Origin of the sequence: Streptomyces sp. NPDC005803, assembly GCF_040630435.1 — a bacterium.
In the GTDB taxonomy this organism is placed as follows: domain Bacteria; phylum Actinomycetota; class Actinomycetes; order Streptomycetales; family Streptomycetaceae; genus Streptomyces.
Map to the genome: position 1 here is coordinate 90,461 of NZ_JBEXXO010000011.1, position 12,208 is coordinate 102,668.

Sequence of the window (12,208 nt, forward strand, 5' to 3'; positions counted from 1 at the left end):
AGAAAGGAGGCGAGGCACATGGGTACGGGCAACGGCGCCACTTCGCGTACCACTTCGTCCCCGCGCTCCCGCCCCGCCCGCCGGGCGGTGTCCGACTCGGTCTGACCGGGAGCGCGACGCTTTCTTCCCGGAGGACCTCTCCATGACCGATCTGGTCATTCGCGCGCTCTCGCAGAGCGACGCTTCCCTCTTCGACTCCCTGCAGGACACCCCCCTCGTCGGCCGGGCCGCCTTCGGTCACCGCTACACGACGGTGGCCGACGGCGGGGAGTACCGCCCCGAGTGGACCTGGATCGCCGTGCGCGACGACAACGTCGTCGCCAGGGCCGCCTGGTGGGCCGGTCCTGACGACACCGAGCCCGTGCTGCTCAACTGGTTCGACTTCGCCGACGGCGAGGACGAGGCGGGCGCGGAACTGCTGCGCCGTTCCCCGCTGCACGCCGAGTACGAACTGATCCTCCCCGCCGGCTGGCGCGAGGTCCCCGAGGTCCGGGCAGCCGCCGAGGCCCGGATCGCCGCCGCCACAGCAGCCGGTATGAAGCCGCTCGTCGAGAGGTACCGGTACCTGTGGACGCCGGAGTGCGGCCTGCCCGAGCGGCCCGGCAGGCTGGCCTTCCGGCCGGAGCCCGACGACGCGGTGATCCTCGGGCTGCTGCGCCGGATCCACTCCGTCACGCTCGACGCGCACGCCCGGCGGGCGATCGAGGGCCCCGGCGGACTGGAGGCGGCGGCCCAGGAGGAGCTCGACTTCTTCCACTGGTGCCCCTCGCCACGTGAGTGGTGGCAGGTGGCGTACACGCCGGACGGTCAGCCGGCCGGCCTCCATGTGCCGGCGCACAACCCCTCGGGGCCGTGCGTCGGCTTCATCGGGGTCGTACCGGAGGCCCGTGGTCATGGCTACGGCTACGACCTCCTCGTGGAGTGCACGCACTTCCTGGCCGCCCGGGGCGCCGAGTTCGTCGCGGGCGCCACCGACCGGGGGAACGTGCCGATGGCGGCCGCGTTCGCGAGGGCCGGGCACCCGGTGACGCAGGAGCGCGTCCACCTGGTCTAAGGGCTGTCCTGTAATCCCTGGTGGATCAGCGCGCGGCGTCAGATGCGGTGCATCGCAAGGCGGAGGAGCGTCCGCATACTGGATGTATTCGGGCGTTCCGACAACGCGGCGAGGTGCCGTAGCTGACGCCGCGCGCCCGCCAGGAATTACGGGACAGCCCTTAGGCGGACGGGGGCCGGGGCGCCGATGCGCGTCAGCCCCCGTTCCCGCGCTGTCGGCTGATGACGTCCCGGTACCAGGCGTACGAGTCCTTGGGCGTGCGGCGCAGCGTCTCGTAGTCGATGTGGACCAGGCCGAAGCGCTTGCTGACCCCCTCGGTCCACTCGACGTTGTCGGTGAGCGACCAGGTGAAGTAGCCGCGCACGTCGACGCCCGCGTCCATGGCCTCCCGCAGGGCCCGCAGGTGTCCGTCGAGGAAGGCGATCCGGCGGGTGTCCGCGGTGGGTTCGTCGACGGCGCAGCCGTTCTCGGTGATGTAGAGCGGCGGAAGGCGGTCGCCGTAGCGGTCCCGCAGCTGGACGAGGGTCTCGCGCAGCCCGTCGGGGACGACGGGCCAGCCAAAGTCCGTCTTCTCGTACCCCTCGATCTCCCGGACGCCGAAGGGGAGTTCGGCGGGCATGCCGAAGCCGGCGAAGGTGTCGAGGGCGTCGGCGGCGGGCGCGCCGACCAGCGTCGGGTTGTAGTAGTTGACGCCGTACCAGTCGAGCGGGGTCGAGATGGTCCGCAGGTCGTCCTCGACCGGGCCCGGCATCAGGGCGGCGACGTTCTCGTCGGGGTAGCGGCCGGTGAGGAGCGGGTCGGCGAACAGCCAGTTGGTGAGGGTGTCGTACAGCTCGGCGCCGAAGCGGTCCTCCTGGGAATCCCCTGCCGTCCAGACGGGGGTGTGGGAGAGGGCTATGCCGATGTTGTCCGCGCCGGCGCCCCGCAGGGCGCGCACGGCCAGGCCGTGGGCGAGGAGCTGGTGGTGGGCGGCGGGCAGTGCGTCGAAGAGGAGGGCGCGGCCGGGGGCGTGCTCGCCGAGTGCGTAGCCGAGCATGGTCACTTCGGCGGGTTCGTTGATCGTGATCCACATGGGGACGCGGTCGGCGAGCCGTTCGGCGACGATGCCCGCGTACTCGGCGAAGCGGTAGGCCGTGTCCCGGTTGAGCCAGCCGCCGGCCTCGTCCAGCGGGAGCGGGGTGTCCCAGTGGTAGAGGGTGGGGGCCGGGGTGATGCCGTGGGCGCAGAGTTCGTCGACGAGGCGGTCGTAGAAGTCGAGCCCCTGGGGGTTGACCGGTCCGCTGCCGCCGGGGACGACGCGCGGCCAGCTCACCGAGAACCGGAAGGCGTCGGCGCCGAGCCCGGCCAGGAGGGCGACGTCCTCGCGGTAGTGCCGGTGGAAGCCGGTGCCCCGGGTGGTGTCGGTGCCGTCCTTGATCCGTCCGGGCTGCGCGGCGAAGGCGTCCCAGCCGGAGGGCCCCTTGCCGTCGGTGTCGGCGGCGCCCTCGGTCTGGAAGGCGGAGGCGGAGGCGCCCCAGAGGAACCCGGGCGGGAACATCGGCACAGTCATCTCGGGCCTCCACAGCCGTAAGAGGGAGTGCGTATGGCAGAAGTAGTCAGGGCAATGATCAGAACCAGACCTTAATCGCCAGTAATGGGCTCGATCCAGTGTCGCGGGTCGAAGTTCGCGTCCTCTGCCGACGATGGGCCGGTACACGGAGACGAGGGAGCGCCGCATGTTGTTCGAGGTATGGGCACCGGAAGCGGAATCGGCCGCTCTGCGGCTGGCCGGCGAGCTGCGGACCATGGAGCGTGATCCGGTGCGGGCGGGCTGGTGGACGGCCGAGGCGGACGCGGTGGACGGCGACCGCTACGGTTTCGCCCTCGACGGCGGCCCGGTGCGCCCCGACCCCCGCTCGCGCCGCCAGCCGGACGGGCCGGACGGCGAGAGCGCCGTCGTCGACCACGACGCCCACACCTGGCGCAGCGAGTGGGCGGGACGCGGGCTGCCGGGAGCCGTCCTGTACGAGTTGCACATCGGTACGTACACCGAGGAGGGCACCTTCGACGCGGCGGCGGACCGGCTGGGGCATCTGGTCGAGCTGGGCATCACCCATGTGTCGCTGATGCCGGTCTGCCCGTTCCCCGGCGTCCACGGGTGGGGGTACGAGGGGGTGTCGCTGTGGGCCGTGCACGAACCGTACGGCGGCCCCGGGGGACTGAAGCGCTTCGTCGACACGGCACACGGGCTGGGGCTCGCGGTCGTCCTGGACGTGGTCCACAACCACCTGGGCCCGTCGGGCAACTACCTCCCCGTCTTCGGCCCGTACTTCACCGAGACGCACCACACCCCGTGGGGCGCGGCGGTCAATCTGGACGCGCCCGGCTCCGACGAGGTGCGGGCCTTCCTGCTGGGCAGCGCGCTCGCCTGGCTGCGCGACTACCGGCTGGACGGCCTGCGGCTCGACGCGGTCCACGCACTGGCCGACACCCGGGCGCTGACCTTCCTGGAGGAGCTGTCCGCCGCCACCGACGCGCTCTCCGCCGAACTGGGCCGCCCGCTCACGCTGATCGCCGAGTCCGACCTCTGCGACCCCCGGACGACGACTCCCCGCGCGTCGGGCGGCATCGGCCTGCACGCCCAGTGGAACGACGACTTCCACCACTGTCTGCACACCGCGCTGACGGGCGAGTCCCAGGGCTACTACGCGGACTTCGCGGCCGCCCCGCTGGCCGGGCTCGCCAAGACCGTGACGAGCGCCTTCTTCCACGACGGTACGTACTCCAGCTTCCGGGGCCGTACGCACGGCCGCCCCGTCGACGTGACCCGCGGCGCCGCCCACCGCTTCGTCGGCTACGCCCAGACCCACGACCAGATCGGCAACCGGGCGCTCGGCGACCGGCTCGCCGCCTCCCTCTCCCCCGGCCTGCTGGCCTGCGCGGCGGCCCTCGTGCTGACCGGGCCGTTCACCCCGATGCTCTTCATGGGCGAGGAGTGGGGCGCCCGTACGCCCTGGCAGTTCTTCACCGACCACACCGATCCGGAACTCGCCGAGGCCGTACGCACCGGCAGGCGTCGGGAGTTCGGGGCGCACGGCTGGGCCGAGGAGGACATCCCGGATCCGCAGGACCCGGCCACCCGCGCCCGTTCCTGTCTTGACTGGAGCGAACCACAGCGCGAACCGCACGCCCGCCTGCACGCCTGGTACCGCGAACTGATCGCGCTGCGCCGCGCCCAGCCCGACCTCTGCGACCCGGATCTGGCGACGGTGCGGACGGCGTACGACGACGCGGCCCGCTGGCTGGCGCTGCGCCGGGGCGACCTGCGGATCGCCGTCAACCTCGCCGAGAAACCGGCCACGATCCCGCTGGGCGGTGGCCGGCACCGCAGTGGTGGGGGCAGGGTGCTGGCCGCCTGGCTGCCCGTCGAGGCGCCCGGCGCTGACGGGGCGCTGCGTCTGCCGCCGGAGTCGTGCGTGGTGCTGGCGGACGACTGACCCGGATGGCGCGTCGCCGCTACTCGACGATCGCCAGCTCGCGGGCGGTGGCGTTGAGGCGCCGGCCGCCGTCCTCGGTGACGGTCACGATGTCCTCGATCCGGACGCCGAACCGGCCCGGCAGATAGATGCCGGGCTCCACGGAGAAGCACATGCCGGCGACCAGCGGCTGCTCCTCGCCCTCGATCATGTACGGAGGCTCGTGGGTGGTGACGCCGATGCCGTGGCCGGTGCGGTGGATGAAGCGTTCGCCGTAGCCGGACTCGGTGATGACGGCGCGGGCGGCCCGGTCGATCTCCTGGCAGGCGACACCCGCCCGGACCGCCTCGCAGCCCGCCTTCTGCGCCTCGCGCACGATGTCGTGGACCCGCTGCTCCTCGGCGGTGGGCTCGCCGACGTGCACCGTGCGGGAGGTGTCGGAGCCGTAGCCGTGCTTGAGGCCGCCGAAGTCGAGCACGACCATGTCGCCGTGCTCGATGGTGCGGTCACCCGCCTCGTGGTGCGGGTCGGCGCCGTTGGGCCCGGAGCCGACCACGGTGAAGTCGACCTGGGAGTGGCCGGACGCGGTGAGCAGCCGGGCCAGATCGGCCGCGACGTCCGTCTCCCTGCGGCCCGAGAACCGGACCTTGAGGATCTCCTCGTACGTGGCGTCGGCGGCGGCCCCGGCAGCGGCGAGCCGCTCCAGCTCGGGGGCGTCCTTCACGGCGCGGAGCATCGGCAGCACCTTGGTCAGGGAGGCGTACGACGTCTCCGGCAGCAGGTCCTGGAGGCCGAGCAGGTGCATCGCCCAGGCGTTGTCGCTGACCCCGAACCTGCCGCGCGCGTCGAGCAGGGGCGCGGTGACGGCGTACGGGTCCTTGCCGTCGGTCCAGTCCCGCAGGGTCAGCGCGGGCGCGCCGACGGCCTTCTCGGCGTCGGGGGCCTCCAGGGCCGGCACGACCAGCACCGGGTCCTGGCCCGCGGTCAGGACGAGGACGGTGAGGCGCTCGGTGACCGCGGTGGGCCGGTAGCCGGTGAGGTGGACGAGGTCGGGTCCGGGCGCCACCAGCAGGCCCGCGAGTCCGGCGGCGGCGGCGCTCTCGGCGGCCCGCGTCATCCGGGCCCGGTAGTCGTCGGCGGTGAACGGCTCGGGCTGGTACGGGCTGGACATGCGGGGCCTCCTGGCGGCGCGGAACGGCTCCCTGCATCCTGCCCGCGCGGACGGCCGGACGCGAGCGGTCAGGGCCGCGCTCCGGAACCCAGCCGTACGACGAGGTCGGCGCGCTCACGGCCCGGGGCGACGAGCCGCGCGTTGTCCCCGTCCGAGCCGGCCACCCAGCGCTCCGCGTGGGACCGCGGCTTCCCGTACCGCACATGCCGGTCGACGAGCCTGCGGACGCGTACGTCGTCGTCGAGCTCCAGGAACCAGGCCTCGTCGAGCAGACCGCGCACCGCCGCCCAGGGCCCCTCCCCGTACAGGAGGTAGTTGCCCTCGGTGACGACCAGGGGGACGTCCGGCGGCACGGGCACGGCGCCCGCGACCGGCTGCTCCAGGGAGCGGTCGAAGGCGGGGGCGTACACGACGGTGCCTTCCTCCGGGGCCCGCAGCCGCCGGAGCAGGGCCGCGTACCCGGCGGCGTCGAAGGTGTCGGGGGCGCCCTTGCGCCCGGCCCGGCCCAGCCGTTCCAGTTCGGCCTGGGCGAGGTGGAAGCCGTCCATCGGCACGAGGACGGCGAGCGGGCCGAGCGCGTCGGTGATCCGGCCCGCCAGGGTGGACTTCCCGGCGCCGGGCGGGCCGGCGATGCCGAGGATGCGGCGGTCGCCCGCCCGGGCCAGCCGGCGGGCGCGGGCCGTGAGGCCGGTGAGGTCACTGGTGTCCATGGCGGATAGTGTCCGTCACGGGCCTGCGGCCCCGTCGCCCCCTCCCTTCCGTCCCGCGAGGAATCCCATGTCCCACATCGCCCTGGTCACCCTGGTCGTCCGCGACTACGACGAGGCCCTCTCCTTCTACACCGGCGCCCTCGGCTTCGAGCTGGTGGAGGACACCGACCGGGGTGACGGCTCCCGGTGGGTGGTGGTGCGGCCTCGGGGCGCGGAGGGAACGGGGCTGCTGCTGGCCCGGGCGAAGGACGAGGCGCAGGGGGCCAGCGTCGGTGCGCAGACCGGCGGGCGGGTCGGCTTCTTCCTGCACACCGAGGATTTCGCGGGCGACCACGCGCGCATGCTGGCGGCCGGTGTCCGGTTCCTGGAGGAGCCGCGGCACGAGGTCTACGGCTCGGTCGCGGTCTTCGAGGACCTGTACGGCAACCGCTGGGATCTGCTCCAGCCGGCGTGATCGCGGCGGCGGCCGTGCTCAGCGCGGCCCGTTGCCCTCCAGGTACGCCAGCACGGCGAGGACCCGGCGGTGGACCGAGCCGTCGTCCGGTTCGAGGCCGAGCTTGGCGAAGATCGAGCCGATGTGCTTGCTCACCGCCCGTTCGGTGACGACGAGTTCGGCGGCGATGGTGCCGTTCGCCTTGCCCTGGGCCATCAGCTCCAGGACCTCCCGCTCGCGGGGGGTCAGGCTCAGCAGCGGCTGTGCGGACGACTTGCGGGTCAGCAGCTGGCTGACCACCTCGGGGTCGAGTGCGGTGCCCCCGGACGCCACCCGGTCCAGGGCCTGGAGGAACTGGTCGACGCGGCCCACCCGGTCCTTGAGCAGGTAGCCGATCCCCTGGGCGCCCTGGGCGAGCAGCTCGGCGGCGTAGGTCTCCTCGACGTACTGGGAGAGGACGAGGATCGGCAGGTCGGGCATCTCCTCGCGGGCGGCGATGGCGGCGCGCAGCCCCTCGTCGCGGAACGTGGGCGGCAGCCGCACGTCGAGGACGGCGGCGTCCGGGCGGTGCTCCAGCAGGGCGGGCAGCACCTCGGGTCCGGCCGCCGCGTCCGCCACCACCTCGTGGCCGGAGCTGGTGAGCAGCAGGATCAGGCCCTCCCGCAGGAGGGCGTTGTCCTCGGCGATCACGATCCGCACGGCAGCTCCACTTCGATGGTCGTCGGCCCCCCGGTGGGGCTGCTGATGCGGGTGGTGCCGTCCAGGGCGGCGATCCGCCGCCTGATCCCGACCAGCCCGCTGCCGCCGCGTTCGTCCGCGCCGCCGCGCCCATCGTCGCCGATGGCCACGAGGAGGACGCCCGGGGGCCGGTCGATCCGTACGTGCGCGACCGTCGCGCCGCTGTGCTTGCCGATATTGGTGAGCGCCTCGGCGATGACGAAGTAGGCGGCGGCCTCGATCGCGGCCGGCAGCCGGCTCCCGTCCTCGACGCCGTCGAGCCCCACCGTGACGGGTACGGCGGAATCGGCCGCCAACGCCCTGACGGCGCCCGCGAGTCCGCGGTCCGTCAGGATCGGCGGATGGATGCCGCGGACCACGTGGCGCAGTTCGGCGAGCGCCGCGTCGACGCCGTCCTGGGCCTCGTCCAGGCGCTGCCGGGCGGCGGCCGGGTCCCGGTCCAGCAGCTGCTTGGCGAGACCGATGCGCATCGACAGGGCGACGATGCGGGCCTGCGCCCCGTCGTGCAGATCCCGTTCGATGCGGCGCAGTTCGGCGCCGTGCGCCTCGACGGCGCCGGCCCGGCTCTCCGTCAGCTGGACGACCCGTTCGGCGAGTGCGGCGGAGTGCGGAGTCGTCAGCAGGGACCTGGTCCAACTCGCCGACAGCCCGGCGAGCACGGGATGCCAGCGCAGGGCCAGGCCGAGGCGCTCGGGCGCAGTGGTGCCGTACTCGTCGGCGGCCCGCCGGTCCAGCAGGTGCGCGACCGACAGCACGATCCCGTCCACCAGCAGTCCGACCGGCCACAGCACCATCGCGAGGTAGCCGACGACATTGCCGGCCACCGCCTGGAACGGCAGCCAGAGCGCCTCGCGCCGCGCGACCGGGTCGGTGAGCACCTGCCTGACCCGCTCGGTGAGTTCACCGCCGTCGAGCGGCGGATACGTCGTCGGCCGGAACGGGACGCCGAGGTACGCCGCCGCCCGGCGCCGCTCGAACTCCGCGAACCGGTGGAGCGCCTTGGCCGCCTCGGGCAGCGCCGGCAGCCCGATGACCACGACGGCGAACAGCAGCGCCGCGATCACCAGGAACGTGGCGACGTACGCGGACAGCGCGATCGGGATGCCGATGAGGACGTAGCGCGAGGCGTGCCAGGAACGCCGGACCGCGACCGTCAGCGGGGCGGGGGTGGTGCTCATGCCCCCTCACGTTACGGGGGCCTGGCCGCCACCGGAGTGGAGCGGTCCCCCGGGCGATGGTGGTGCTGGCTGAACCCCCGGTCCGGGAGCGGGCACCCTCGCCCGGACGCCCTGCCGCTTCTACCGTTTATGCAGGTCAGGCAGCACGGAAGAAATGAGGGGCACCCGGTGGGGACATTCACGGCAGTACGCACGGCGGCGCTGGAGCTGGAGGCGGTGAGCCGGCGCCACGGGCGGCGTGGCAGCGGCCGGGAGGCGGTCGCCCTCGACGCGGTGAGCTGTGTGGTCCCCGTGGGGAGCTTCACCGCGGTGGTCGGCCCCTCCGGATCGGGCAAGAGCACGTTGCTCCAGTGCGCGGCCGGGCTGGACCGTCCGTCGTCGGGGACGGTGCGGATCGCCGGGACCGATCTCGGCAAGCTCTCCGAGGCCGCGCTGACCCGGCTGCGCCGGGACCGGATCGGCTTCGTGTTCCAGTCGCACGCGCTGAACCTGGTGTCGTCGCTGAGCATCGAGGAGAACGTCGTGCTGCCGCTGGTCCTGGCCGGCGCCGATCCCGCGGACGAACGGGTGCTGGACCGCGGGCGGCGGCTGCTGGAGCGGGTCGGGCTGACCGGCCGGGGCGGCGACGGACCGGGGACGCTCTCCGGCGGTCAGCAGCAACGGGTCGCGGTGGCACGGGCGTTGGTGACCGAACCCGATGTGCTCTTCGCGGACGAGCCGACGGCCTCCCTGGACCCGGAGTCCGCGGCCCTGGTGCTCGGTCTGCTGCGCGACGCGGTACGGACCGACGGCCGGACGGTCGTGATGGTCACCCATGACCCGGTGGCGGCGAGCTGGGCCGACACCGTACTGACGATGGACGGCGGTCGCCTGCGATGACGGTCCTGGACACACGGAAAACGCTGGCGCGCGAGAGCGTACGGACGGGGAGCCGACGGGCATCCGCGTTCCTGGCCCGTCGTTCGCTGAGGGCCCATCGCCGGGCCTGGACCGCGGTGTTCGCGGCGGCGGCGGCCGCGGCCGCTCTGCTCGGCGCCTTCGCCCTGGTGCTCGGCTCGCTGCTGCTGGCGAAGCCGCCGGTGGAGCGTTATGCCGGAGCCGACGCCGTGGTGGTGGCCGATCAGCGGGTCACGTACACGGCGAAGCCGTGGGGCAGCGAGCCGCAGACGGTCAGCGCCCACCTGCCGGAGCGGGTGCGGCTGGACCGCTCCGTGGTGGCGCGGGTGGCAGCGGCGAACGGCGTGGCGCGGGCGGTGGCGGACGACTCCGTCCCGGTGACGGTGGGCGGCGGGGCCTCGGCGGTGGGCCGCTCCTGGCCGTCCGCCGCGCTCACCGGGTACGAGCTGTCCGGGGGACGCGCCCCGAGGTCCGGGTCCGAGGTGGTCGTGGACGCGGCCCTGGCGGACGCGGGCCCGCGCGTCACGCTGCACGTGGGCGGCGCGGCCCGGCAGTACACCGTCAGCGGGGTGGCCGCCGGCGGCCACCGGGGCGGCGCACCCGCCGTGTTCTTCACCGGGACGCGGCTCACCGAACTGGCCGGGCACCCGGACACGGTGGACGCGATCGGCGTCGTGGCCGAGCGGGGCGTGTCCGCCGACGCACTGCGGAGGTCGCTGGGCGAGGCCGTGGCGGGACAGCGCGGAGGTGAGCGCGGGCCGCGCGTGCTGACCGGAGCGGAACGCGGCGAGGCGGAGCACGTCGACGCGCTCGGCGGACGTGGCGATCTGCTGGCGATGCTGGCGTCGGTCGCCGGGACCGTCCTCATGGTGGCGCTGCTCGTCATCGCCACCACGGTCTCCCAGGCGGTCCACCAGCGCTCCGGCGAACTGGCCCTGCTGCGGGCGGTCGGGGCGACTCCCCGGCAGCTCAGGTCGGCGGTCGGCCGTGAGGCGGGGCGGGTCGCGGGGGCCGCCGCGGTGCTGGGCGCGGTCGGGGCCGTGCCGCTCGGACTGCTGATGCGCTCCCTGCTGACGACGGACCCGCTGCCGCTGCCCGTGCCGGTGTGGCTGCCCTTCGCGGCGGGCGCCGCGGGCGCGCTCCTCGTCGCCCTGGCCGCCCGGCCGGTGGCGATGCTGGCGGCGAGGGCGGTCACCCGGATGCGGCCGGCGGCGGCCCTGAGCGCGGCGCGGGCGCCGGAGCCGGGCGAGCCGGGGCGGCTGCGCACGGGCGCCGGGGTGCTGCTGGCGGTCGCGGGACTCGGTGCGGCCGGGACGGCGACCGCGCAGAGCGGTCAGGCCGCCGCGCTCGCCGCGTCGGGTGCGGCGACCTCGCTGATCATCGCGGTGGCGCTGCTCGGTCCGTGGATCGCCCGGGTGTCGATGCGGGTGCTCGGCGCTCCGGCCCGGCGTGCGGGCGGGGTCTCCGGATTCCTGGCCGCCCGGTCCGCCGCCGCGCACAACCGCCGGCTGGGTGCGGCGCTGACCCCGATCGTGCTGGTCGTCGCGTTCGTCTGCGTCCAGCTGGCCGCCGGGACGACGCTGGAGAGGGCCGCGGGCCGGCAGGCGGCGGACGCGCTGCGGGCGGACCTGGTGGTGACGGGCCCCGCCGGGGGCGTTCCCGAGGACGCGGTCCAGGCCGTGCGCGAGGCCCCCGGGGTGTCGGCCGCGACGGGGGTGCTGCGGTCGGCCGTCGTCCTCGCCCACCGCGAGGCCGGCGACCCGGTACTGGAGCGCTTGCCCGTGCTGGGGGTCACGGCGGGCCGGCTGCCAGGCACGCTCGATCCCCGGGTGACCGCGGGCGATCCGGCACGCCTCACCGGCCGGGGCACGGTCGCCGTCGGCGAGGACCGGGCCGGCGACCTGGGCGTCGGTGTCGGGGACACGGTGCGGCTGCGCCTCGGCGACGGTACGCGGGTACGGCTCACGGTGGTGGCGCTCTACGCGCGGTCCCTGGGCCTCGGCGACTTCCTGCTGCCCCGTGAGGCGCTGGCCGGCCATGTCTCGGCTCCGCGCGACCAGCAGATCCTGGTGCGCTCGGCGGACGGCGACGCGACTTCGGCCGTACGGCGTGCGCTCGCACCGTACAAGGGGCTCGACGTCCGGCCGGCGACGGCGGACGACGTGCGGATCAGCCCGTCGTCCTCCGACCAGGACGACGCCCTGATCGTCATCGGCGTCGGGGTGATCGGCGGCTTCGCGCTGCTCGCCGTGGTCAGCACGCTGGCCCTGATCTCGGCCGGCCGCCGCCCGGAGTTCCGCCTGCTGCGACTGGTCGGCACCGGGCGCGGTCAGCTGCTGCGGATGCGGGTGCTGGAGACGGGCCTGGTGACGGTGGCCGGCCTGGTCGTCGGGACCGTGGTCGCGGCGATCCCCCTGCTCGCGTTCGCCCTCCCGGCGACGGGCGGGCTGCCGTACCTCCCGCCGGCGCAGTACGGGCTTCTGGCGCTGGCGGTGACCGCCGCGGCGGCCGCGGGCACCCTGTTCCCGGGGGCGCGGGGCGGCCGGCGGGGATCCGGGGCGGGCTGAGGCGT

The 12,208-nt window shown here is 74.5% G+C and carries 10 protein-coding genes; 5 read left to right on the forward strand and 5 right to left on the reverse strand.

Annotation, left to right across the window (positions count from 1 at the left end):
• Nucleotides 1-142 precede the first annotated feature (142 nt).
• Complete coding sequence (locus ABZ454_RS17480) at nt 143-1,054, forward strand: GNAT family N-acetyltransferase (protein ID WP_359538892.1); 912 nt, start codon at nt 143-145, stop codon at nt 1,052-1,054.
• Between the two features lie 193 nt (nt 1,055-1,247).
• On the opposite strand, the gene ABZ454_RS17485 is transcribed toward ABZ454_RS17480, so the two are convergent.
• The gene (locus ABZ454_RS17485; RefSeq protein ID WP_359538894.1) at nt 1,248-2,603 is read right to left on the reverse strand and encodes a GH1 family beta-glucosidase; all 1,356 of its coding nucleotides are present in this window, start codon (nt 2,601-2,603) and stop codon (nt 1,248-1,250) included.
• A 166-nt stretch (nt 2,604-2,769) separates the two neighbouring features.
• On the opposite strand from ABZ454_RS17485, the gene treZ reads away from it, so the two are divergent.
• Nucleotides 2,770-4,530 (forward strand): malto-oligosyltrehalose trehalohydrolase, encoded by a 1,761-nt coding sequence (gene treZ, locus ABZ454_RS17490; RefSeq protein WP_359538895.1) that lies wholly within the window; start codon nt 2,770-2,772, stop codon nt 4,528-4,530.
• Nucleotides 4,531-4,549: 19 nt separating this feature from the next.
• Here the strand turns inward: treZ and ABZ454_RS17495 are convergent, their stop codons facing one another.
• Nucleotides 4,550-5,680 (reverse strand): aminopeptidase P family protein, encoded by a 1,131-nt coding sequence (locus ABZ454_RS17495; protein WP_359538896.1) that lies wholly within the window; start codon nt 5,678-5,680, stop codon nt 4,550-4,552.
• Nucleotides 5,681-5,748: 68 nt separating this feature from the next.
• Nucleotides 5,749-6,390, reverse strand: a complete 642-nt coding sequence (locus ABZ454_RS17500) for a nucleoside/nucleotide kinase family protein (protein WP_356312252.1) — start codon at nt 6,388-6,390, stop codon at nt 5,749-5,751.
• Between the two features lie 67 nt (nt 6,391-6,457).
• Between ABZ454_RS17500 and ABZ454_RS17505 the strand changes: the two genes are divergently transcribed.
• Entirely contained in the window at nt 6,458-6,844 is a 387-nt protein-coding gene (locus ABZ454_RS17505) for a VOC family protein (protein WP_359538898.1), read from the forward strand.
• An 18-nt stretch (nt 6,845-6,862) separates the two neighbouring features.
• On the opposite strand, the gene ABZ454_RS17510 is transcribed toward ABZ454_RS17505, so the two are convergent.
• A complete protein-coding gene (locus ABZ454_RS17510) occupies nt 6,863-7,522 on the reverse strand; it encodes a response regulator transcription factor (RefSeq protein ID WP_356312246.1) in 660 nt (219 codons plus the stop codon).
• Complete coding sequence (locus ABZ454_RS17515; protein WP_359538900.1) at nt 7,510-8,739, reverse strand: sensor histidine kinase; 1,230 nt, start codon at nt 8,737-8,739, stop codon at nt 7,510-7,512. The genes ABZ454_RS17510 and ABZ454_RS17515 overlap by 13 nt, the downstream gene beginning before the upstream one ends.
• A gap of 129 nt (nt 8,740-8,868) precedes the next feature.
• Between ABZ454_RS17515 and ABZ454_RS17520 the strand changes: the two genes are divergently transcribed.
• Together ABZ454_RS17520 and ABZ454_RS17525 are read left to right on the forward strand one after the other, a co-directional pair.
• On the forward strand, nt 8,869-9,618 hold the full coding sequence (locus tag ABZ454_RS17520; protein ID WP_359538902.1) for an ABC transporter ATP-binding protein: 750 nt from the start codon (nt 8,869-8,871) through the stop codon (nt 9,616-9,618).
• On the forward strand, nt 9,615-12,203 hold the full coding sequence (locus ABZ454_RS17525; protein ID WP_359538904.1) for an ABC transporter permease: 2,589 nt from the start codon (nt 9,615-9,617) through the stop codon (nt 12,201-12,203). The genes ABZ454_RS17520 and ABZ454_RS17525 overlap by 4 nt, the downstream gene beginning before the upstream one ends.
• Nucleotides 12,204-12,208 lie beyond the last annotated feature (5 nt).

Bases quoted from the DNA above. Each gene is read 5' to 3' on its own strand.
- ABZ454_RS17480 (WP_359538892.1), top strand. From the start codon at position 143: ATGACCGATCTGGTCATTCGCGCGCTCTCGCAGAGCGACGCTTCCCTC.
- ABZ454_RS17485 (WP_359538894.1), bottom strand. From the start codon at position 2,603: ATGACTGTGCCGATGTTCCCGCCCGGGTTCCTCTGGGGCGCCTCCGCC.
- treZ (WP_359538895.1), top strand. From the start codon at position 2,770: ATGTTGTTCGAGGTATGGGCACCGGAAGCGGAATCGGCCGCTCTGCGG.
- ABZ454_RS17495 (WP_359538896.1), bottom strand. From the start codon at position 5,680: ATGTCCAGCCCGTACCAGCCCGAGCCGTTCACCGCCGACGACTACCGG.
- ABZ454_RS17500 (WP_356312252.1), bottom strand. From the start codon at position 6,390: ATGGACACCAGTGACCTCACCGGCCTCACGGCCCGCGCCCGCCGGCTG.
- ABZ454_RS17505 (WP_359538898.1), top strand. From the start codon at position 6,458: ATGTCCCACATCGCCCTGGTCACCCTGGTCGTCCGCGACTACGACGAG.
- ABZ454_RS17515 (WP_359538900.1), bottom strand. From the start codon at position 8,739: ATGAGCACCACCCCCGCCCCGCTGACGGTCGCGGTCCGGCGTTCCTGG.
- ABZ454_RS17520 (WP_359538902.1), top strand. From the start codon at position 8,869: ATGCAGGTCAGGCAGCACGGAAGAAATGAGGGGCACCCGGTGGGGACA.
- ABZ454_RS17525 (WP_359538904.1), top strand. From the start codon at position 9,615: ATGACGGTCCTGGACACACGGAAAACGCTGGCGCGCGAGAGCGTACGG.